This window comes from Enterococcus sp. DIV0546 (assembly GCF_051712785.1).
Lineage (GTDB): Bacteria > Bacillota > Bacilli > Lactobacillales > Enterococcaceae > Enterococcus > Enterococcus faecalis.
Genome location: NZ_JBIOPO010000001.1, coordinates 837,501 through 859,182 on the forward strand (window position 1 = coordinate 837,501; position 21,682 = coordinate 859,182).

The window sequence follows — 21,682 nt, forward strand, 5'->3', positions numbered from 1 at the left end:
TTGCTAACATAGTAGTCATACTTTCACTCCTCTCTTAATTTTAAATAAAAGTACTTAACTGATTAACTAGAGACTAAAAAGATACATCAACATGAACGTTGAGCTTTAGCACTATACAACGTAAAGATCACTCTTAGCTATTTTGAGAAAAGCCTTTTCCTCGACCAGTCTTGTTCTACTCATTGGTGTCTCTCGACATTTCTGAGCAATAGTCTATGTTTGTATAGGAGCCTCACCTAACTTATTACAAAGAAATAATAGTCTTTTAAGTAACTCTTTGTCAAGACATAAGCAGAAGTCAAAACAGTTCTATTTACAAATGAATGCGACGAACCATTTCTTCTGTTATTTGTTCTACAATATCAATGGTTGTTTTTGGCGAACGTTGATTTCTGGGGATATCGATTGAGTAAATTTTGGCAATACGACCAGGATTTGCATCCATTAATACAACCCGATCAGAAAGTTGAACTGCTTGTTGAACATCATGCGTGATCATCACAATTGATTTAGTCGCAATTTGATTGTTTAGCCAAATTTCTAATAAATCGTTAGATAATTGGCTGGCTGTAATGATATCTAAAGCTGAAAAAGGTTCGTCTAAGAGCAATAAACTAGGTTCGATGGCTAAAGCACGAGCAAAGCCTACACGCTGTTTCATTCCACCAGATAACTCTCTGGGATAAGCTTTTTCAAAACCAGTTAAACCAATCATTTCAATGAGATTACTGACTCTTTTATTTATTTGTTCGCGAGAAATTTCTTTACGGTTTTCTAAGCCAAAGCTGATATTTTTTTCAACTGTCAACCAAGGAAAAAGGGCAAAATGTTGAAAAACCATGCCGATATTGGCATCAGGTTCATTAATGATTTTATCTTCAAAAGTAATTTCACCTCTAGTTGTACGAAGAAGTCCAGCGATACTTCTGAGCAACGTTGATTTTCCTGTTCCTGATTGTCCGATAATACTTAAAAATTCATTCGTTTTAACTGTTAAATCAATATTTTCAAGGACTTTTAAATGTTCTGAATGTCCTTCAATTTCAAATTCTTTATATACTGATTTTATGCTTAATAATTCTTTATTTTCCATCGTCTTATTAGATAGGTAAAGGGAAATCACCTATCGTTCTCCTCTCTAGTTTATCTTAAAAATTTAGTCGAGTTGAGTCGTCCAGCTATTAATAGTGAAATTTTTGTTTTGCTGCTCGATATAAAGGTTGCCAAACAAAGGCGATACATAAACCAACAACGAAACACATCGCTAAGGTTCCTAAGGCAGATTTATCTTTTACACCATCGTTTGCCGCAATATATTGTCCTAGGCCAGTAACATCTATTGATTTTTTGCCCCATTGAATGCTTTCTGCTGCGATATCAGCGTTCCAAGCAGCACCAGCAGCGTTAATAATTGCTGTAATGAGGTAAGGTAAAATAGAAGGGATCAAAAATTTTGTCCACCATTGCCATTTAGATAATTTAAAAAGTTTGGTTACGTCACGAATATCATCAGGGATGGCTAAGTAGCCAGCAATTACATTAAAGAAAAAATACCATTGGCAACCAACCATGATGAGTGGTAGAATCCACCATTCTAATTTGTTGAAGCCCATACTAATAATCAACACAATGAATGGAGTATAAACATTTGACGGAATGGAGCCTAAAATTTGTCCAATCGGTTGAACGATACTTAAGCGCCGATTATCATTCGCAACCCAAATTGCTAAGGGAGTAAAGATAATGCCAGCAACGACCATGGCCAAGGTAACCCGTAGTGTAGTATAAAGGGTTAATCTAGGAATCATGCTGAAATCTTGATGGGGCAAGAAATGATAGAGCTTAATAGAACAATAAACCCCAATAATGGTTAAGCTGACATACCATAATGTTTTGAAGAAATGGCGTAATTTTGCTAGTAATCGATAGAGATAGTCTAGCTTGAAAAAGTACCAAACTTTTGGTAAATCGTAAATCCAAAAATGACTGAATTTCACAAAAGCTTTTGAAAAGTATTTCGTTAAAGTTGCTTTTTTTAATAAATGATAAATGATGGATTTAGGTGGCGTCGTACTTTCGACATCTGTTTCATATTTAAAATAATAAGTGGCTCGAACTAAAGGTTGAAAAACTAAAAAGTTTAAAATCACCACATTGATTAATAAGGCAAAAACAGCCCATAAACAGGATTTAAAGTCGGCTCGATTTAATGCTACTTGGATATAAGAACCAATTCCTGGTAAATAAAGGTTGGTTTCTTTAGGAAAGGCAACAGAAGCTTGCTCGCTGGCCACCAAGGCAAACCAAGCCGCAGTTTGAGAAATAATAACGTTCCAAAGTAAGCCAGGAATTGAGTAAACAAATTCAAGCCGCCAAAATTTTTCCCAAGCATTGTACTTGAACTGATCGGTCACATTGACTAGATCTGAAGGAATAACTTCCATTATTTGATAAAGAGTCAACATGATGTTCCAAGCTTGACCTGTGAAGATGGCAAAAATAGCAACCGCTTCTGCGCCCATCACATTTCCTGGAAATAAACCAAGTAACCAAGCAGTTGTAAAGGTCAAAAAACCTAGCAATGGAACGGATTCAAGGAAATTAACTAATGGTAAAATGACTCTTCTTGCCGTTTTATATTTTACGGCTAAAATACCAAAAACAAAGGAAAACAGGAAGGACCAAGCCATCCCCACAATCATTCGAAACATGGTTCGAATTGAAAAGTAAAAAAGATTTGATGGAGATAAGAAATCATCTGTTTTACTTGGTGTTGCGAGGAATTCTTCTGAGGGAAGGGTGTGAAGAGGGCGATTCATTTTTAGCCAAGAGAAGACGATGATAAAAATGAAAATGCCTAAAATGATGAGCAAGGTAAGATTCCCGATACTTTTAGCAAGTAGGGTATTTTTCTTAGATGATGCAGTGACAGCTTTCAATTTAAAAACCTCCAATTAATCATATTAAAGAGGTCGCCGAATAAAAGAAGATTATAGGGTAATCACAATAATTGAGCTTTGGCTTTCTGAGACGTAAGAAAAAAATTCTAGTTATCTTAGGAAAGCCTTAATTCGACAATCCCTGCTTTACTCGTTACTGTCTCTCGACATTTCCGAGCGATAACCTGTGTTCTTCAGAGTAACCTCACCTAATATGATTCTATTTGATTTACATGCTTATCATACTCGTGACTAAAAATAAAACAATTTCTAGCTAGTTATACCTGAATTACTGTTTGTTGTTATTCTATTCAATGATTCTTAAAAAGATTGCCCATATTCTGTTTTTTTAGGGGGAAATTATCAGATGAGTATGTTATGTAATGCAAGGTGAATAGTATAGGATGTTGTATTTTTAGTTTGTCTCGTTTACTGTTAAAGATGTAAGTAGTAACTATACGTGAATGAATAAAAAAATTAAAAGTAATCTAGCACCTAAATTAAGCAACAAAGAAATTTGTTCAGAAGAAAGGAAATTATGATGATTATTTGGTTAAACGGTGCGTTTGGAGCCGGAAAAACGACCATTGCACATGAGTTACAACAAAAACTTCCCAACGCAATCATTTATGATCCAGAAATTATTGGTAGTGCATTGATGGAGTTAATTCCCGAAGAAATGAAAGAAAATGATTTTCAAGAGTATCAGGAATGGCGTTGCTGGAATGCTCATTTATTAAAACGAATGTCCAAAGAGTCTGGACGGCCGATTATTGTTCCAATGACCCTTTATAAAAAAGAATATGAAGAAGAGCTGATTGGATATCTGAGACGAGCAGGCATTGACGTTTATCATTTTTTGTTAGCGGTCGAGAAAGAAGAAATTTTACAAAGATTATTGAAAAGAAATGATGGAACTTTTGAATGGGGGAAAAATAAGTTGCCCGAAGTACTTGAAGGTTTTCGTCAGATTAAGTTTACCGAGATTCTTAGAAATCATTCAGCTGACACGACAGAAATTGTAGCATCCATTCTTAATAGAATAACCGAATAAAAATAAAATAAGGGACCTAAGCCGAAATGACTTAGGTCCCTTATTTTCTACTCCTTAAGATAATCAACTACCAGCTACCCTGATTTCTTCAAACTTTAAGACCGCACATTTACGACAATCTATTTTTACACTGTCAAAATTTTCTTTCAAGTCTTGCATTTTGTTATTTTTAGCAGTATATTTTAGGTGCACCTAAAATATATTAGAGGTTAACCTTCTGATAGAGGGGCCTTTTAAAATTATTGCAAAACGAAAGAAGGAATTGAATTGAAAAATTCAGAAGAACATGAACCAAAGCAAAGACATCATTTGATTGAATATGCAAATGGTCCTTCGCTTGAAGAAATTAATGGCACCATTGACGTGCCTAAAAATATGAGTTTTTGGAAAACGTTATTTGCTTACTCAGGTCCAGGAGCATTGGTAGCAGTGGGGTATATGGATCCAGGAAACTGGTCTACTTCAATTACTGGGGGACAAAATTTTCAATATTTATTGATGTCGATTATTTTAATTTCCAGTTTGATTGCAATGTTGCTCCAATATATGGCTGCTAAATTAGGCATTGTTTCACAGATGGATTTAGCACAAGCGATTCGTGCTAGAACTAGTAAGACGTTAGGTATTGTATTATGGATTTTAACAGAGTTAGCAATTATGGCTACAGATATCGCTGAAGTTATCGGGGGCGCAATTGCCTTATATTTATTATTTCATATTCCTTTAGGTCTGGCTGTCTTCATTACGGTATTTGATGTTTTACTTTTGTTGTTATTGACAAAAATTGGTTTTAGAAAAATTGAAGCTATTGTTGTTGCTTTAATTGTTGTTATTTTTGTGATTTTTGCTTATCAAGTGGCATTGTCAAATCCAGTATGGGGAGATGTAATTAAAGGGCTGGTTCCTAGCGCAGAAGCTTTTTCTACATCACATGCGGTGAATGGGCAAACGCCACTGACAGGTGCATTGGGGATTATTGGTGCAACAGTGATGCCTCATAATTTGTATTTACATTCTTCTGTTGTACAAAGTCGTAAAATTGATCGTAAAGATAAAACCGATATTCAACGCGCTTTACGCTTTTCAACTTGGGATTCTAATATTCAATTAACAATGGCATTTTTTGTTAACTCTTTGTTATTGATTATGGGTGTGGCCGTTTTTAAATCCGGTAGTGTCAAAGATCCTTCATTCTTTGGTTTGTTTGATGCTTTATCAAATCCAGCGGTTATGAGTAATTCTATTTTAGCGCATATTGCAGGTTCTGGAATTTTATCGATTTTATTTGCGGTAGCCCTATTGGCATCAGGACAAAATTCAACAATTACAGGAACCTTAACTGGTCAAATTATTATGGAAGGGTTTATTCATATGCGTGTGCCAATTTGGTTACGTCGGATGGTCACACGTTTGTTATCTGTTATTCCTGTCTTAATCTGTGTTTTAATGACCAGCGGGAAAAGTACAGTGGAAGAGCATATTGCGATTAATAATTTAATGAACAATTCACAAGTTTTTCTAGCATTTGCTTTGCCATTTTCGATGTTGCCTTTACTGATGTTTACAGATAGCCGTGTTGAAATGGGTGAACATTTTAAAAACTCGTGGTTAATTAAATTGTTAGGCTGGGTTTCTGTCATTGGCTTAATTTACCTCAATATGAAAGGCTTACCTGATCAAATTGAAGGATTCTTCGGTGATAATCCGACAGCGAGTCAAATTACGTTAGCCGATAATATTGCTTATGTCATCATAGCACTCGTCATTCTCTTGTTAGTTTGGACGGTTGTAGAATTATATAAAGGCGATAAACGATACGCACAGCAGCTTGCAGCTATGGAGCAACAAGTAGAGGAGGTTAAATAATGAAATTTTCAAAAATTATGGTTGGTGTTGAAGAGTCGCCAGATGCGTTAAAAGCATTTCATTATGCTATCCAAAAAGCAAAAGAAGAACAAGCTGAATTGGTTATTGTTTCGATTTTAGAAGAGAAAGAGATTAATGTTTACCAATCGTTAGATAAAAATTATTGGCAAGAACAGTTGGCGAAATTAGAGAAACAAACGGAAAAATATCAACAAGAAGCGTTAGCGAATGGCATCGATAAAGTAAGTGTAATTGTCAATGAAGGGAACCCAGGAGAATTAATTATTAATAAGCTTATTCCTTTGAATAAACCAGATTTGTTAATTATTGGCTCCAAGTCAACTAGCAAATTAAAAAGCTTTTTTGGTAGCCAAGCAGCTTATATGGCTCGATATGCCCCAATTTCTGTAATGATTATTCGCTAACAAAATTGAAACAGTTAAAAAAGCCGCCACGATTTACTATTCGTGGTGGCCTTTTTATAGTAATTTTTGTTTATATAAATAAACAGCCAAACTTAGTTGTAGCGAACTATCAGGAAATTCTAAAGTTAAGTGAAGAATCTCTTCTATTTTTTTTAAGCGGTAAATAATTGTATTACGATGTACATACATATTTGTGGCAGTCAACGAAATATTTTTATTTGATTGAAAGTAGGTATTGATGGTTTCTAGTAGGGAACTTTCATGTTTTTGATCTTCTTTTTCTAATGGTTCAATCAATCGTTGATATATTTTTTGTTTGGCTTGTTTGGTCAGGGTTTCGATCATTAAACGATAAAAAAAGAGGTCATCATAATTCAAAATAGTTCGTTGTTGTAATTCTTGACTTGCTTGTGCTAAGTGGAATGTTTCTTGTGCTAATTTATAAGAATCACACAGATTGGTGATTTTTTTGACAGTTGGACCAATCGCTAATTTAAATGATAATTTTGGATTCAGTTTCATTAGTTGCTCTAGTAAATTCTTGGCAAGATGAGTGGTTTGTGCAAGGTAGGTGGCTTCCTCTTGTGCTGGATTTTCTAGTAATAAAATAAAGCCAGTTTGTGTAGGAAAGGCAGTAATTTTTTGTCGATATCCTTCTAAAATATGATTCAATTGATGGCCAATGCTATTCATTTGAATAGTCGGATTAAACAGTTGTTCCAATTGTTCAATGGCTACAAGCAAGAGACTAAATGTATCTTTTTCATTTAATTGCAGATAATTACTAAATTCTTGCCAAGCTTGAGGATTGGTATTTTTTTCTTGGATAAGGTCTTGAAACAGCGCCCCGATCTTTTGCCTCGTTGTTAAATTTTCCGAAGATTCTAATTGAAGTTGTGGTAAAAGGTAGTGAGCACAGACCTCCACAGATAATAAATCAATCGTCTGTAATTTTTTGGTAGTTTGCCAAATCACTAAGTAAGATAAGCTGAGATTTTTCTTTTTGATGGGTAAAATTCGCAAAGATAACTGATGGTTCGCTAAGGAAAATTCAACAGTCAATGGTTCTTTATAAAATAATAGTAGCTCATTGTTCTGGGCTTTTAAAGCTGTCTCAAACTGTTTTTTGAGAGTCGCGTTGTTTAAAATACTGGTGATTCTTGTTGGCGCATCAGGTAAATCAAAATGATTCATAATCTGAAAACGCTCATCTAAAAGCATTACAGGCGCTTGAATCGCGGCACTTAATACTTCCAGTAATTGGGTACTTTTTCCGCCAGCTTTGATAATTGTATAAAATTTATTATGCATATGAACAGAATGTTGGCTAATCGTTTCGTCAGGTTGATTGACTCGGCGATTGACCAATGAAATAATTTGAGAAAAGTTGTAATTATAAGGGATTGAGAGAATTGGTAAGCCGACGTCATTCGCTAATTGGATCATCTCTTGTGGAACTTCATTGAAATAGCGTTGGACTTTAAAGCCTAGAGCAGCGCAGTTCATATTTGCTAGTTCTTGAATAAGACGTTTTTGCAAGCAAGGCTGATCTTTGAAAATATAGCCGGTAGTTAATAAAATTTCTCCTGGCGTTAACCAGTCAAAAGCATCAGGATTTTCTAAAATATTTGCTTGTAGAATTGGCGCATCTAAATTGGTTTCGTGCGTCAATAAGGTTAAACCAGGTAGTTCTTCTGCATGGAGTAGATCATTGACCGTCATCATTAGCAAAGCCTCCTTTTGTATGAATTATCTAAAAATTAAGTGTATTTATTGTAAGATGTTACAAAACTATTTTAGGGAAAATAAGGTATCCTTATACTAATAGAAAAAAGTTCCAAGTCATCACGTGATTGGTAGTCACAAGTGACCAAATAAGAACAATCAGCGCTTACAACCTATAGAAACGCATCGTTTAAAGATATAGCAATAGTATACTTAATTTTTAATGCTTTTACTATTGTTTCAGCTACTTTAAATTTCTCAAGTATTTCTATAATCTGTAAGTTTTTTGAGACTCTTATCAGATATGCTTCTTTTTCTATATTTTATCAGAAAATTCTGGTAAATTTGAAGGTTATAGTTTGTAAAATGGAGGGATCGGTATGAAGAAATTAAAAATGTTAGGATGCGTCGGTTTGCTTTTAGCTTTAACGGCTTGTCAGGCGGGAACGGGAAACTCGGCTGATAGTAACAAAGCAGCGGAACAAAAAATTGCAATTAGTTCTGAAGCGGCTATTTCGACAATGGAACCACACACAGCGGGGGATACGACCTCGACTTTAGTCATGAATCAAGTTTATGAAGGACTCTATGTTTTAGGTAAAGAAGATGAATTAGAGTTGGGGGTCGCTGCCGAAGAACCAGCGATTTCTGAAGATGAAACCGTTTATACATTTAAGATTAGAGAAGATGCCAAATGGTCGAATGATGATCCAGTAACAGCAAATGACTTTGTTTATGCATGGCAACAAGTTGCTTCCCCTAAATCAGGATCGATTCATCAAGCTTTATTTTTTGATGTCATTAAAAATGCTAAGGAAATTGCCTTAGAAGGCGCAGATGTGAATACTCTTGGGGTTAAGGCGCTAGATGATAAAACGTTAGAAATAACTTTAGAGCGGCCTACCCCTTATTTGAAATCATTACTTTCGTTTCCTGTTTTGTTTCCACAAAATGAAAAATATATCAAAGAACAAGGGGATAAATATGCCACTGATGCAGAACATTTGATTTATAATGGTCCTTTTAAATTGAAAGAATGGGATAATGCCTCTTCCGATGACTGGACCTACGAAAAAAATGATACGTATTGGGATGCTGAAAAAGTTAAATTAACAGAAGCGAAAGTTTCAGTAATTAAGAGCCCAACGACAGCGGTGAATTTGTTTGACTCGAATGAATTGGATGTAGTGAATAAGCTAAGTGGTGAATTTATTCCTGGTTATGTTGATAATCCAGCCTTTCTTTCAATTCCTCAATTCGTCACATACTTTTTAAAAATGAACAGCGTTCGTGATGGAAAAGAAAATCCGGCTTTAGCGAACAACAATATTCGTAAAGCGTTGGCACAAGCTTTTGATAAAGAAAGTTTTGTAAAAGAAGTCTTGCAAGATCAATCAACGGCTACAGATCAAGTAATTCCGCCGGGACAAACGATTGCGCCAGATGGAACAGATTTCACAAAACTAGCTGCTAAGAAAAATAACTATTTAACCTACGATACAGCGAAAGCAAAAGAATTCTGGGAAAAAGGGAAAAAAGAAATTGGGCTGGATAAAATCAAATTAGAATTTTTAACAGATGATACAGACAGCGCCAAAAAAGCTGCTGAGTTTTTCCAATTTCAATTGGAAGAAAATCTAGATGGATTAGAAGTGAATGTTACTCAAGTTCCTTTTACTATTCGTGTTGATCGTGATCAAACGAGAGACTATGATTTAGAATTATCTGGTTGGGGAACCGATTATCGTGATCCATTAACAGTTATGCGCATCTTTACTTCGGATAGTACCTTGGGCGGCGTAACGTTCAAGAGTGATACGTATGATCAATTAATTCAAGAAACTAGAACAACACATGCGGCTGATCAAGAGGCTCGTTTAAATGACTTTGCTCAAGCACAAGATATTTTGGTGAATCAGGAAACGGTTTTAGCACCAATCTACAATCGAAGCATTTCTGTATTAGCTAATCAAAAAATCAAGGATCTGTATTGGCATTCATTTGGACCTACGTACAGTTTAAAATGGGCTTATGTTAACTAATTGAATGAAGGTAGGAAGGGGTTTGTCATGCTTTTAAAAAACTGTAAATTAGAAACAGGATTTTCTACTGTGAATCAGCGAATTGTTGCGACAGAAACAGCTAGCTATGATATTCGAATTGAAAACGAGGTCTGTACTGCGGTCGCACCACAGTTAAGGCCTTTAGAGAACGAAACAGTTATCGATGTGAATCAGCAACTCGTTTTACCTGCTCTAAGAGAAATGCATATTCATATTGATAAAACGTATTTTTGGGGACCTTGGAAGGCCTGTCGTCCACTAACGAAAGGAATTTTAACACGTATTGAAGAAGAAACTTGGCTGTTACCTGAACAATTACCAACTAGTTTAGAACGTGCTTGCCAAGTTATTGAGCAGTATATTCAACAAGGCCATTATCATATTCGCAGTCATTGTAATGTAGATCCATCTATTGGAACGAAACATATTGAAATTACTAAAGAAGCATTTAGTCGATATGAACAATACATTACTCATGAAATTGTAGCTTTTCCTCAACACGGATTACTCCGCTCACAAGTCGAACCTTTGATGCGCGAAGCCTTACGCATGGGGGCAACTCATGTCGGCGGCGTTGATCCAGCCCTTGTGGATCGTCATGTGGATCATTCAATCGCAAAAATATTTGAATTAGCTACCACATTTAATAAAAAAATTGATGTTCATTTACACGCCCGTGATACTTTGGGACTTTATGAATTTAATAAATTTGTTGATTATACAGAACAAGCAAAGATGTTTGGCAAAGTCACTTTAAGTCATGCTTTAGCCTTAGGGGGCTTAGAAGAAGCAGCAATTAGAGACATTGCGCAAAAATTCATCGAAACAGGTATTGATTTGACTTCGACTGTACCGATTGGAATGCCCACCATGCCGATTCCAACCTTGGTTGAACAAGGTGTTAAGATTTCCGTGGCTCATGACAGTTTGACGGATCATTGGTCGCCTTTTGGCAGTGGCAATACAATAGAAAAATTAAATACAGCCGCTCAAAGATTTAAAATTAGCGATGAGTATCGCTTGAATCGTTTATGGGGCTTAGCGAGTAATTTTGTAACGCCTCTTGATTCTAACGGGCAGCGAGTTTGGCCTAACGTCGGCGATTCTGCAGATTTCCTACTATTTAATGCTGAGAGCACTGCTCACGTGATTGCACGCCAACAGCCAATCCAACAACTGATACTAAAAGGACAACTGGTTGAAGCCGTTCAAAAGGGGGAAAGAGAATGACAACATCCATTGTTTATTTGAATAATGTTCGTTTAGAAACTGGTTTTGCTAAAGACCACCACGAATTAACGTATACTAAAACCTCACGCTATACTTTAGCGATTCAAGAAGGCAAAATCCAAGCGATTATTCCGCAAAATCAAGTCACTGAAAAGCAACAAGGCACTGATTTAAACGGACAACTGGCTATTCCCGCTTTTCAAGAGAGCCATAATCACTTAGATAAAACCTACCTTTCATTAGGCTGGCGCGCTAGCCAACCTGTTAAGAATTTAAAAGAGCGTTTAGCAGACGAAGCCAGTGAACTTAAATTGTTAGCTCCGTCAACAGAACAACGAGCGACGGCCATGATTGAAAAATTGATTGGGTATGGAGCCTCTTATATTCGGACACATGTCAACATTGATCCTTATGTAGAACTAGAAAACTTTTGGGGCGTCAAAAGAGCCTTAGAAAAATATGCGCATGTGATTGATTATGATATTGTTGTCTTTCCACAGCATGGATTATTAAAAAATCCCCAAACGGTTTTACTCATGAGAGAAGCTCTAAAAAATGGTGGAACAATGGTCGGCGGTTTAGATCCTGCAGGCATTGATTATGCAATTGAAGAATCTTTAGAAACTATTTTCGATCTGGCAGAAGAATTTCAAGTAGGAATCGATATCCACTTGCATGATACGGGGGAAGTTGGCGTTTATACAATTGATAAATTTTTAGACATTTTGGAAGAACGAAAATTTACTCAGCGAACCGCTATCAGTCACGCCTTTGCGCTGCTAGATGTACGACCAGCAGAAAAAGAAAAACTATACCAACGCTTGGCAACGCATCAAACGGCGATTATGTCTACAATTCCCTATGATCCTCGTTATTTATTGCCACCAATTGATGTGTTACGCCAAGCTGGTGTATCGGTTCATTTAGGTAGTGATGGCTTTTTTGACTCTTGGAGTTCTAATGTTTTAGGTGATTTATTTGAAAAATTACGTAATTTTTGTGAAATGACAGGAAAGATTACAGAAGAGCAACTTACTCAAGCTTACGTCCATGGCTGTGGCAAAGAAGCACCTTTTTCATTTGAAGAAGAACGCCTTTGGTTTACAGAAGGCGACGAAGCAAACTTTATCTTTACAGAAGCAGCTTCTACAGCAGAAGTGATTGCTAGAAAACCACAGAAACGCCAGATTATGTTGAAAGGACAATGGGTTTAACTTGCTTTAAAATTAGGTAGAAATAGAATGCTAAAAAGCCAAACAGAGGAAACAGGGTTCAGCTCTGAGCAACGCATAGTGTCAGTCCTGCGGTTACTCGTCACAGTTTAATCCTTATAAAGTGCTTCTGCTCACAACGTGTATCAGCTTTTCAAGTTTGTTTGACTCACTTTAACATAGCACTTTTGCGTATCTTCCTTTATAATAAGACAAAATGAAGGAGATGAACCAAGCATGACTGAACAAACGAGAGAAAACAAAAAAGCAGCCTACGAATTGTGCTTACAACAATTGAGCGGTTTGTTAGAAATAGAAACGGATGCTATTGCAAATTTAGCAAACTCGTCCGCGTTACTTGCACAAACATTACCAGATACCGTTTTTGCTGGGTATTATTTATATAAAGATGAAGAATTAGTTTTGGGGCCTTTTCAAGGGAAAGTCTCTTGTACCAGAATTAAAATGGGCAAAGGTGTCTGCGGTGAATCAGCGGAAAAACAAGCTACATTGATTGTTGATAACGTGAAGACACACGCCAATTATATTTCTTGTGACTCAGCTGCGATGTCTGAAATCGTTGTACCGATGGTAAAAAATCATCAATTGGTCGGTGTTTTAGATATTGATAGTGGTGTAACAAATAGCTATGATGCGGTTGACCAACTGTATTTGGAAAAATTTGTTACCTTGTTACTAGAAAAATCAGATTTTTAAGCAGACTATTTTTGCTTTCTGACAAATCATGAGAAAATAAAGTATAAAATTTGATCATGAAAGAAGGTGAGTCATTTGTTAGAGCTGTATATAAATTTTAAAGGTGAAGCAAAAGAAGCAATTGCGTTCTATGAAGATGTTTTTGATACAAAATGTCAAAATTTAATGACTTTTGGCGAAGCACCTGAGGATCCTGAGCATCCTATAAACGACGAGATAAAGGATTTAGTGATGAACGCAAGTATCATTATTGAAGGAACCTATGTAATGATTTCAGATGTTCCTGATATGTTTGGTTTTGAAGTTACGGAAGGAAATAACCTTTCGCTCGTGGTTAGCACAGATGATGATGAAAAAATTGATCGCTTATTTAAACGATTATCTGAAGGTGGCACTGTTACAATGCCATTATCTGAAACTTTTTGGTCCAAAAAGTATGGTTCCCTAAAAGATCAGTTTGGCATCCATTGGATGTTTAATTATTATGAAGAAGACTAAAATAAAAAATCCCCAATCCGTTATTTTCATTGGATTGGGGATTTTTTATTCATGAAAGAATTGCTTCTTAGCGATTTGATACTGCCGTTGCTTTTCTGTCCAAAATTGCTGATCGTTTTTATCAATTTTGCGAATGACTTTTGCTGGATTGCCCCCAACAATCGTGTTGGCAGGAACGTCTTTTGTAACCACAGCACCAGCAGCGACAATAGCATTTTTTCCAATTGTAACGCCAGGTAAAATGGTGGCACTTCCGCCAATCCACACGTTATCTTCAACAATAATTGGCGTACCGAATTCTAATTCTGCAGTTCGAATCGTTGGATCAATTGGATGGCCGGCAGTATAAAAACTAGCACGAGGGCCAACCATGACATTATCACCGAAGATGATTTTGTTTACATCTAAAAAAATGCAATCCATATTTGCATAAAAATTTTCTCCTACCTCAATATGGCGACCGTAATCTACATGGAGGGGTGGGGTGATATATAACTCATTGCCAGTTTTTCCTAATAATTCTTTTTCTAGGGCCACAATTTCTTTCACATTATCGATAGGAAGTTGATTGATTTTTTGAGCTAACACCTTGCCTTTTGTTGATTTGTTTTCGGGTAAAATGGTGGGGGCGTAATATAATTCACCTTTTAACATTTGCATATAATCAAAGTCATTTTGTTTCATGTAAGCGCTCCTTTAGGCTTTTTCTCTATTGTATCAAATCAATACAATAAGTCGAGGAATATGTAAAATAAAAAAGGACAGATAGCAAAATAGCCTTGCTTATCTATCCTTTATCTAAGGTTATCCAATTTTTTTAACTCTCCCGCCAATTTTATCTGCTAATTTTTGTGCTTCTTTTTCAGAGTGGTAAACTAAACAACCTGATTTATCTCGCGTACGTTTACCATCTGCAGTTAAATAGCCATGAAAAAATTTGATTGCATACATAGACATCACCGCCTTTCTAATTGAAAATAGTGTAAATGGAGCGATTAAAAATGTCAAATAATAGAAGTGCTCTTAACCATTCTTATCTTTTTTAGTTCGAAGATAAGCTTGGTTAAGAGCACCATTTCACTTAATAAATTAGTTTGAAACGGGTCGTTGAGTGAAATTCCTGTTCAGGTGAGAGGGTGATAGAACCGAACAACGGAAATCTTTCAGCACCAGGACAGACTTGGGTTTCAAATGTGAGCGCTCCGTGATTGACTAATTTTTGCCCTTGAATATCGGGACCGTTATCAGCAAAATTTGCTGAAAAAATAACAACTGAAGGTTGATCAGTGAACATCTCTAAGGTGATATCTTTAGTAGGACTTTTTAAGATAACATCCGGGTTAATTAAATCATGATTGGTTAAGATGAAAGGGTGATCGAAGCCGTTCATCTTTTGGATTTGTTCATCGTTACTTGAAAAAACCTCAGCTAATTTTTTAGGTTTTTGTAAATCAAAAGCTGTCTGGTCGACGGAAGCTAATTCTCCAAGCGGTAAAACTCTTTCATCAAGCGGGACATACTTTTGGGCATTTATTTGTAACTCATGCGCATCAATGGGGATTGCGGGATTTCCAGTTAAATTAAAGTAGACATGATTGGTTGGATTAAAAAGTGTTTGTTCATCTGTAGTTGCCTGATACTCAATTTGCCATTCATTTTCTTCAGTCAATGTATACGTGACTGAAACAGTGAGATTTCCAGGAAAACCATTTTCACCAGCAGGACTCTCTAGCCAAAATTTCACAGAAGGATTCGCTTGTGCCTCTTGGATTTCGCTGTGCCATTTTTTACTTTCAAACCCAGGTGTGCCACCGTGAAGTGTTGTTTGAGTAGGAGTATTAATCATCGTTTGATACGTTTTACCCGCTAGTTCAAAGGAGCCATCGGCAATTCGGCCAGCTGTTCGACCAATTGTTGCACCAAAATATAAGTCTTTAGACAAATATTCATCTGCTGAGGGAAAGCCTAGCACGAGTGATCGTGATTCATTTTTTGTAAGAGGAACGTCGAGCGCAACAATTCGCGCACCAAAATCTGTTACTTTTAAAGTCACACCATTTTTATTCGTCAGTGTGTAAAGAAGCATTCCTTGTCCAAATGATTCAGTTGAAATAGTCAAAATAATCAATCCTTCCTTCAAGTAAATATTTAGTAAATTTAACTTTGTTTTTTAGATTATTTAAATAGTCAAAAAGAAACACTAAGAAAATAAATCTTTATTTAATTGTATTGTACACGTTTTCAGACGAAATGACAATTAAGAAAATATTAAGTAAATATTTGCAAAAGTTTAGTAAATATTATACAATTTGTTTACTAGTGAAAGGAGTGATTAGTGATGGAAGAACTGTTAATGAATCGATTTGTAGAAATATTTGGTGAGAAAGGGACAGCCTGTTATTTTGCCCCTGGAAGAATTAATTTGATTGGTGAACATACAGATTACAATGGCGGTCATGTTTTCCCGGCGGCTATTACGTTAGGGACATTTGGTGTGGCAAGAAAAAGAGACGACCAAAAAATTCGGATGTTTTCTGATAATTTTAAAGAGGTTGGTCTCATCGAATTTACATTAGAAGATTTAACCTATTCAGATTCAGATGATTGGGCAAATTATCCTAAAGGTGTTTTAAATTACTTGATTGAAAGCGGACACAATATTGATTCTGGCTTAGATGTGCTCTTCTACGGTACGATTCCTAATGGTGCTGGCTTGTCTTCTTCTGCTTCTATTGAACTTTTAATGGGGACGATCTGTAATGATTTATATGCTTTACACTGTCCAATGCTTGAATTGGTGCAAATCGGTAAAAAAGTGGAGAATGAATTTATTGGCGTTAATTCAGGAATTATGGACCAATTTGCCGTAGGGATGGGAGAAAAAGATCAAGCTATTCTACTAGATACCAATAATATGCACTATGAAATGGTTCCCGCCAAACTAGGTGAGTATACGATTGTTATTATGAATACTAACAAACGTCGTGAATTAGCAGATTCAAAATATAATGAACGCCGTGCAGAATGCGAAGAAGCCGTTCGTTTGCTTCAAAAAGAGTTATCTATTGAATTTTTAGGTGAATTAGACAGCGAGACATTTGACCAATATCAAGCATTGATTGGAAATCCAACGTTGATTAAACGAGCGCGTCATGCCGTCACAGAAAATGAACGAACTTTATTGGCAAAACAAGCGCTAACTGAAGGGGATTTGGAAGAATTTGGCTTATTATTAAATGCCTCACATCGTTCGTTAAAAGAAGATTACGAAGTAACTGGCATTGAGTTAGATACCTTAGTGGCTTGTGCGCAAGAACAACCAGGCGTTTTGGGCGCACGGATGACTGGTGCAGGGTTTGGCGGTTGTAGTATTGCTTTGGTACCAAAGCAAAATATAGATGCATTTATTGAAGCTGTTGGCCAGAGTTATCAAGATAAAATTGGCTATGCTGCTGATTTTTATCCTGCATCAATTGATGACGGTGCCAGAAAGTTATTTTAGAAAGGAAGGCTTTAAATGTCTATTTTAGTATTAGGCGGTGCAGGCTACATTGGCTCACATGCCGTCGATCAATTAATTTCAAAAGGATATGCCGTTGTTGTTGTTGATAATTTATTAACGGGACATCGTTCAGCAGTTCATGAACAAGCGACTTTCTATGAAGGCGATATTCGTGATAAAACTTTTTTACGTAGTGTCTTTGAAAAGGAATCAATTGAAGGGGTGTTGCACTTTGCGGCCAATTCTTTAGTAGGAGAATCCGTGGAGAAACCGTTAATGTATTTCAATAACAATGTTCACGGCACTCAAATTGCCTTGGAAGTTATGCAAGAATTCGGAGTGAAACACATTGTTTTTTCTTCCACAGCGGCCACTTATGGCGAACCAAAAGCAATGCCTATTACAGAAGAAACCCCAACGAATCCTAAAAATCCGTATGGGGAAAGTAAATTAATGATGGAAAAAATCATGAAATGGTGCGACAACGCTTATGGAATGAAATATGTTGCTTTGCGTTATTTTAATGTTGCAGGAGCAAAAAAAGATGCCTCAATTGGTGAGGATCACACGCCAGAAACGCATATTGTGCCAATTATTTTACAAGTGGCATTAGGCCAACGAGCAGAGCTAAGTATTTTTGGGGATGATTATGATACACCAGATGGCACGTGCATTCGAGATTATGTTTATATTGAAGACTTGATTGCAGCACATATTTTGGCTTTAGAATATTTGAAAAATGGCGGCGAAAGTGACGTCTTTAACCTGGGAAGCAACAACGGCTATTCTGTTAAAAAAATGTTAGATGCTGCTCGCGAAGTGACAGGTCAAGAAATCCCTGCGAGAATCGCGCCACGCCGAGCAGGGGATCCTAGTACGTTAATTGCTTCTAGTGAAAAAGCCAAACGAGTTTTAGGCTGGCAACCAGAAGTAACTGAGGTCAAGGACATTATCGCCACCGCTTGGCAATGGCATGTGAAACATCCTCAAGGCTATAATGAATAGGAGAACATCAGATGATGAAAGAAAGTAGTAAATGGATTGCTGCATTTGTAGAGATAATCATAGAAAATGGCGATTGGACGGAAACAGACCGTTATTATTTGACGAATCGGATTGCCAAACTAGTTGGCTGTGATTTTTTTGAACAACCAGAAGCGGTTGCTTGTGAGCAAGAACCGTTGCGTGTGGTGGAACATCTTTTAAACATTGCACAAGCCAATCACCAAATCGATGACTCAATTACGGAAGCAGAACAACTAGAAGCGGAGTTAATGGATTTTATTACGCCGACCCCAACCACTATTAATCAGAAGTTTATGGACTATTATCAAGAGTCTCCACGAAAAGCAACGGATTATTTTTATCAGTTATGTAAAACGAATAACTACATTAAAACGAAAGCAATCGCCAAAAATATTATTTTCCCAATGGACTCACCCTATGGTAAACTAGAAATTACCATTAACTTATCGAAGCCAGAAAAGGATGCTCGAAAAATTTTGGCTGAAAAGAAAATGATTCAAAAAAAATATCCAGCGTGTATGTTATGTATGGAGAATGAAGGCTATTATGGTCGTGTGAATTATCCAGCACGGACAAACCATCGGATTATCCGACTAAATTTAGAGGACGAAGCTTGGGGCTTTCAATATTCGCCATATGCTTACTATAATGAGCATGCGATTTTCTTGGACCAACAACATCGAGAAATGAAAATCGAGAAAAAAACGTTCCAGCGGCTCCTTAAAATTACGGAGTTATTCCCTGAATATTTTGTGGGCTCTAATGCAGATTTGCCAATTGTTGGTGGTTCTATTTTATCTCATGATCATTACCAAGCAGGACGTCATACATTTCCAATGGATTTAGCACCAATGGAAACAAGATTTTCTTTGAAAAAATATCCTGAGATAACTGCTGGTATTTTAAAATGGCCGATGTCTGTGATTCGTCTTCAAAGTGATCGTCAAGAGGAACTAGTTGAGGCGGCCGAATTAATTTTGACCAAATGGCGCAATTATTCTGATGAACGTGTCTCAGTTCGGGCCTATTCAGAAGATGGCACACCGCATCATACGATTACGCCAATTGCCCGACGCAAAGGGTCATTATTTGAATTGGATTTAGTTTTACGAGATAATAATGTTTCGGAGGAATTTCCAGATGGCATTTTTCATCCACATCCAGAAGTACAACATATTAAGCAAGAAAATATTGGCTTAATTGAAGTAATGGGACTAGCTATTTTGCCACCAAGGCTGGCACAAGAATTAAGAGAAGTCGAAAAGTATTTATTAAAGCAACCCAATCAAATTGCTGAAAGTCATCGAGCTTGGGCGGATGAACTCAGTCAGCAAACCATCACTGAAGCCAATGTCAAAGAAGTGATCCAACAAGGAATTGGGACAATTTTTGTTCAAATTTTAACAGATGCCGGCGTCTTTAAACGTGATGAAGAAGGCCGTCGTGCTTTTGAACGATTTATTCAATGTATTGAAAATGATTAATTTGAGGTGAGGAACATCGTAACCATTAAAGATATAGCAGAGCAAGTCGGTGTTTCTTCAGCGACAGTTTCGAGAGTTTTGAACTATGATGAAACATTATCAGTTAGTGATGAAACGAAGAAGAAAATATTTGAAACAGCAGAAACGTTAAATTATAAAAAGCGAGCCAGAAAAAAACAAGCAGGCAAAAAGAAAATTCGGTTTGTCCAATGGTTCAGCGATCCAGAAGAACTGGATGATATTTACTATTTATCGATTCGTTTAGGTGTTGAAAAGCGGGCAGAGGAATTGGGTTTTCTTTTAGTCAAAGAATCTCTGACAAACCTGTCTCAAAAAAGATTTGATGGGACAATTGCCCTAGGAAAATTTGATGAAAAGCAAGTGGCGGCCTTAGCCGCCTTAGGCGCACCTCTTCTATTTGTAGACTTTGATGCAATGGCTTTTGGCCAAAACTCCATTGTTGTTGATTTTGCTGGAAGTGTTAAAACAATTGTGCAAGAATTTTTGGCGCAAGGGCATCAGAAAATTGGTATACTTTCTGGGCAAGAATATACGAAAGAGTCCCACGTGGCATTGGTTGATCCACGTTTTGTCGCTTTTAAAGAAACCTTAAAAGATCTGGACCTTTATCATCAAGAATGGGTTGTCGAAGCAGCTTTTTCTGTTGAAGAAGGCTATCAAGCGATGAAAGACTTTATTGAAAAAGCGGACACTCGTCCAACCGCTTTTTTCGCTGCAAGTGATACATTGGCGATTGGTGCAATGCGGGCGTTACAAGAAGCAGCCATTCGTGTGCCAGAAGATATTTCTATCATTGGTTTTAATGATATTAGTGTCGCAAAATATGTTTCACCCACATTAACAACAGTCAAAGTTCATACTGAATGGATGGGTGAGCTAGCCGTTGAGACAATGAAAGAGTTATGCTTGAATACCCCACCAGTTCCTAGAAAAATTATTGTCGGAACGGAATTCATTCAGCGAGATTCAACGAAACATTCATCAAAATAACAGCAAAACTTGGAGAGTTTTTTCCAAGTTTTTTGCTCTTTTCTGCTTGTTTTCAACAATCAAGAAAATGGAGGGAAACAGATGCAACCGAAATTAATTATTTTACGTGGTAATTCTGGTAGTGGTAAAACAACGATAGCTAAAGCGCTTCATCAGTGTCTTAAAGAACAATCGTTATTGATTTCTCAAGATGTGGTGCGCAGAGAAATGCTTCGTGTTAAAGATGAAACAGGTAATCTAAGTATTGCTTTGTTAAAACAGTTGGTAGCTTTTGGTTATCAAGAATGCCAGTATGTGATTGTTGAAGGGATTTTTCAAAAAGCCATTTATCATTCCTTTTTTCAGGAAATAATTCATCTCTTTGAAGGAAACGTTCAGGTTTATTATTTTGATCTTTCTTTTGAAGAAACGCTGAAAAGACATAGCCAGAGAAACAAGAATCAAGAATTTGGTGTCGTGGAAATGAAACGTTGGTGGCTACCAGAAGATTATTTAGGGTTTCCGGGAGAACAGCGGTTATCTGAACAACTGTCTGAAAAGCAGATTATCAGGCAAATTTTAGCAGATATTCAGTAGTAAGTGCTGCGCTTTTTAGAGAAATGGATGTTGTGGTATGATAAAAAAGAAGGAGTGGTTTCAATGGATTACCAAGAACGATTAAAAAATTTACCACCTGAAGTCATGACAGCTTTTTCAGAATCATTTATTTTTTTAATCAGTAACGATAAAGTTCAACATTTCCCTGCTCGAGACTTAACGCAAGCTGAAATGATTCAACGAGTGAAAGAGAAATTAGGTGAAGCGGTGACGTGGTCCTTATGGCAAGGGTTCGTTATTGCTGTTAATTCAGAAGAAACATGTGTTGCTGTTTTGCCCAAATATCATCAACTCGATGGTTTTTGAAAATGAATAAGGGAGCGAAGAATTATTC

At 36.6% G+C, this 21,682-nt stretch carries 21 protein-coding genes and 2 riboswitches (1 of these 23 running past the window's edge); of the genes, 14 read left to right on the forward strand and 7 right to left on the reverse strand.

The features are described 5' to 3' along the window. The 3 genes from IGJ24_RS04070 to IGJ24_RS04080 all read right to left on the reverse strand — a co-directional run. Window positions 1–19, reverse strand: the 5' portion of a protein-coding gene (locus IGJ24_RS04070; RefSeq protein ID WP_002384766.1) for a hypothetical protein. Its footprint begins 233 nt before the window's first position; 19 of the gene's 252 nt are visible here — the first part of the coding sequence; the start codon lies at window positions 17–19; its stop codon lies off the left edge, out of view. 64 nt (window positions 20–83) lie between these two features. Next, window positions 84–251, reverse strand: a riboswitch (M-box (ykoK) riboswitch). Window positions 252–313: 62 nt separating this feature from the next. Beyond that, a complete protein-coding gene (locus tag IGJ24_RS04075) occupies window positions 314–1,093 on the reverse strand; it encodes an ABC transporter ATP-binding protein (RefSeq protein ID WP_002360638.1) in 780 nt (259 codons plus the stop codon). 88 nt (window positions 1,094–1,181) lie between these two features. Then, window positions 1,182–2,954, reverse strand: a complete 1,773-nt coding sequence (locus IGJ24_RS04080; RefSeq protein WP_002384764.1) for an ABC transporter permease subunit — start codon at window positions 2,952–2,954, stop codon at window positions 1,182–1,184. A gap of 41 nt (window positions 2,955–2,995) precedes the next feature. Then, window positions 2,996–3,163: riboswitch (M-box (ykoK) riboswitch) on the reverse strand. 314 nt (window positions 3,164–3,477) lie between these two features. Here IGJ24_RS04080 and IGJ24_RS04085 point away from each other — a divergent pair. From IGJ24_RS04085 to IGJ24_RS04095, 3 genes are all read left to right on the forward strand, one after another. Beyond that, window positions 3,478–3,993, forward strand: a complete 516-nt coding sequence (locus IGJ24_RS04085; RefSeq protein WP_289865608.1) for an AAA family ATPase — start codon at window positions 3,478–3,480, stop codon at window positions 3,991–3,993. A 267-nt stretch (window positions 3,994–4,260) separates the two neighbouring features. Next, window positions 4,261–5,859, forward strand: coding sequence for an Nramp family divalent metal transporter (locus tag IGJ24_RS04090; RefSeq protein WP_002382010.1), 1,599 nt, complete (start codon window positions 4,261–4,263; stop codon window positions 5,857–5,859). Beyond that, window positions 5,859–6,284, forward strand: coding sequence for a universal stress protein (locus IGJ24_RS04095; protein WP_002358161.1), 426 nt, complete (start codon window positions 5,859–5,861; stop codon window positions 6,282–6,284). Before IGJ24_RS04090 ends, IGJ24_RS04095 begins: the two co-directional genes overlap by 1 nt. Before the next feature lie 54 nt (window positions 6,285–6,338). Here IGJ24_RS04095 and IGJ24_RS04100 read toward each other — a convergent pair whose 3' ends face one another. Then, on the reverse strand, window positions 6,339–8,009 hold the full coding sequence (locus tag IGJ24_RS04100) for a PucR family transcriptional regulator (protein WP_002358159.1): 1,671 nt from the start codon (window positions 8,007–8,009) through the stop codon (window positions 6,339–6,341). 380 nt (window positions 8,010–8,389) lie between these two features. Between IGJ24_RS04100 and IGJ24_RS04105 the strand changes: the two genes are divergently transcribed. The 5 genes from IGJ24_RS04105 (at window position 8,390) to IGJ24_RS04125 (ending at window position 13,728) form a co-directional block, all read left to right on the forward strand. After that, window positions 8,390–10,051 (forward strand): peptide ABC transporter substrate-binding protein, encoded by a 1,662-nt coding sequence (locus IGJ24_RS04105; RefSeq protein ID WP_002363656.1) that lies wholly within the window; start codon window positions 8,390–8,392, stop codon window positions 10,049–10,051. Further along, window positions 10,052–11,302 (forward strand): amidohydrolase family protein, encoded by a 1,251-nt coding sequence (locus tag IGJ24_RS04110; protein ID WP_289865607.1) that lies wholly within the window; start codon window positions 10,052–10,054, stop codon window positions 11,300–11,302. Further along, window positions 11,299–12,516, forward strand: a complete 1,218-nt coding sequence (locus IGJ24_RS04115) for an amidohydrolase (protein ID WP_289865606.1) — start codon at window positions 11,299–11,301, stop codon at window positions 12,514–12,516. The genes IGJ24_RS04110 and IGJ24_RS04115 overlap by 4 nt, the downstream gene beginning before the upstream one ends. Before the next feature lie 234 nt (window positions 12,517–12,750). Next, window positions 12,751–13,230: a GAF domain-containing protein gene (locus tag IGJ24_RS04120; protein ID WP_002360627.1), complete on the forward strand. Its 480-nt coding sequence runs from the start codon at window positions 12,751–12,753 to the stop codon at window positions 13,228–13,230. A gap of 66 nt (window positions 13,231–13,296) precedes the next feature. Further along, window positions 13,297–13,728 carry a VOC family protein gene (locus tag IGJ24_RS04125; RefSeq protein ID WP_002382065.1) on the forward strand — a complete coding sequence of 144 codons (432 nt, stop codon included), beginning with the start codon at window positions 13,297–13,299 and terminating at the stop codon, window positions 13,726–13,728. 45 nt (window positions 13,729–13,773) lie between these two features. Here IGJ24_RS04125 and IGJ24_RS04130 read toward each other — a convergent pair whose 3' ends face one another. From IGJ24_RS04130 to galM, 3 genes are all read right to left on the reverse strand, one after another. Further along, window positions 13,774–14,412, reverse strand: a complete 639-nt coding sequence (locus IGJ24_RS04130; protein ID WP_010822669.1) for a sugar O-acetyltransferase — start codon at window positions 14,410–14,412, stop codon at window positions 13,774–13,776. A gap of 120 nt (window positions 14,413–14,532) precedes the next feature. Continuing rightward, a complete protein-coding gene (locus IGJ24_RS04135; protein ID WP_002384758.1) occupies window positions 14,533–14,679 on the reverse strand; it encodes a hypothetical protein in 147 nt (48 codons plus the stop codon). 130 nt (window positions 14,680–14,809) lie between these two features. Further along, window positions 14,810–15,868: a galactose-1-epimerase gene (gene galM, locus IGJ24_RS04140; RefSeq protein WP_289865605.1), complete on the reverse strand. Its 1,059-nt coding sequence runs from the start codon at window positions 15,866–15,868 to the stop codon at window positions 14,810–14,812. Between the two features lie 198 nt (window positions 15,869–16,066). On the opposite strand from galM, the gene IGJ24_RS04145 reads away from it, so the two are divergent. Genes IGJ24_RS04145 through IGJ24_RS04170 form a run of 6 tightly spaced genes read left to right on the forward strand, consistent with a single transcriptional unit; the run spans window position 16,067 to window position 21,654 of the window. Beyond that, window positions 16,067–17,230: a galactokinase gene (locus tag IGJ24_RS04145; protein WP_289865604.1), complete on the forward strand. Its 1,164-nt coding sequence runs from the start codon at window positions 16,067–16,069 to the stop codon at window positions 17,228–17,230. Window positions 17,231–17,245: 15 nt separating this feature from the next. Next, on the forward strand, window positions 17,246–18,235 hold the full coding sequence (gene galE / locus IGJ24_RS04150) for a UDP-glucose 4-epimerase GalE (protein WP_289865603.1): 990 nt from the start codon (window positions 17,246–17,248) through the stop codon (window positions 18,233–18,235). A gap of 14 nt (window positions 18,236–18,249) precedes the next feature. After that, window positions 18,250–19,740, forward strand: a complete 1,491-nt coding sequence (gene galT, locus IGJ24_RS04155; RefSeq protein WP_289865611.1) for a UDP-glucose--hexose-1-phosphate uridylyltransferase — start codon at window positions 18,250–18,252, stop codon at window positions 19,738–19,740. A 6-nt stretch (window positions 19,741–19,746) separates the two neighbouring features. Then, the gene (locus tag IGJ24_RS04160; RefSeq protein WP_002369677.1) at window positions 19,747–20,751 is read left to right on the forward strand and encodes a LacI family DNA-binding transcriptional regulator; all 1,005 of its coding nucleotides are present in this window, start codon (window positions 19,747–19,749) and stop codon (window positions 20,749–20,751) included. 9 nt (window positions 20,752–20,760) lie between these two features. After that, on the forward strand, window positions 20,761–21,327 hold the full coding sequence (locus IGJ24_RS04165) for a kinase (RefSeq protein ID WP_002395825.1): 567 nt from the start codon (window positions 20,761–20,763) through the stop codon (window positions 21,325–21,327). 27 nt (window positions 21,328–21,354) lie between these two features. Then, window positions 21,355–21,654, forward strand: coding sequence for a hypothetical protein (locus IGJ24_RS04170; RefSeq protein ID WP_002390034.1), 300 nt, complete (start codon window positions 21,355–21,357; stop codon window positions 21,652–21,654). Window positions 21,655–21,682: the final 28 nt, after the last annotated feature.

What these genes read in the sequence shown, in the direction of transcription:
- IGJ24_RS04075 (WP_002360638.1), bottom strand. Translation starts at nt 1,093, where the DNA reads ATGGAAAATAAAGAATTATTAAGCATAAAATCAGTATATAAAGAATTT.
- IGJ24_RS04085 (WP_289865608.1), top strand. Translation starts at nt 3,478, where the DNA reads ATGATGATTATTTGGTTAAACGGTGCGTTTGGAGCCGGAAAAACGACC.
- IGJ24_RS04095 (WP_002358161.1), top strand. Translation starts at nt 5,859, where the DNA reads ATGAAATTTTCAAAAATTATGGTTGGTGTTGAAGAGTCGCCAGATGCG.
- IGJ24_RS04100 (WP_002358159.1), bottom strand. Translation starts at nt 8,009, where the DNA reads ATGATGACGGTCAATGATCTACTCCATGCAGAAGAACTACCTGGTTTA.
- IGJ24_RS04105 (WP_002363656.1), top strand. Translation starts at nt 8,390, where the DNA reads ATGAAGAAATTAAAAATGTTAGGATGCGTCGGTTTGCTTTTAGCTTTA.
- IGJ24_RS04115 (WP_289865606.1), top strand. Translation starts at nt 11,299, where the DNA reads ATGACAACATCCATTGTTTATTTGAATAATGTTCGTTTAGAAACTGGT.
- IGJ24_RS04120 (WP_002360627.1), top strand. Translation starts at nt 12,751, where the DNA reads ATGACTGAACAAACGAGAGAAAACAAAAAAGCAGCCTACGAATTGTGC.
- IGJ24_RS04130 (WP_010822669.1), bottom strand. Translation starts at nt 14,412, where the DNA reads ATGAAACAAAATGACTTTGATTATATGCAAATGTTAAAAGGTGAATTA.
- IGJ24_RS04135 (WP_002384758.1), bottom strand. Translation starts at nt 14,679, where the DNA reads ATGTATGCAATCAAATTTTTTCATGGCTATTTAACTGCAGATGGTAAA.
- IGJ24_RS04145 (WP_289865604.1), top strand. Translation starts at nt 16,067, where the DNA reads ATGGAAGAACTGTTAATGAATCGATTTGTAGAAATATTTGGTGAGAAA.
- galE (WP_289865603.1), top strand. Translation starts at nt 17,246, where the DNA reads ATGTCTATTTTAGTATTAGGCGGTGCAGGCTACATTGGCTCACATGCC.
- galT (WP_289865611.1), top strand. Translation starts at nt 18,250, where the DNA reads ATGAAAGAAAGTAGTAAATGGATTGCTGCATTTGTAGAGATAATCATA.
- IGJ24_RS04170 (WP_002390034.1), top strand. Translation starts at nt 21,355, where the DNA reads ATGTTGTGGTATGATAAAAAAGAAGGAGTGGTTTCAATGGATTACCAA.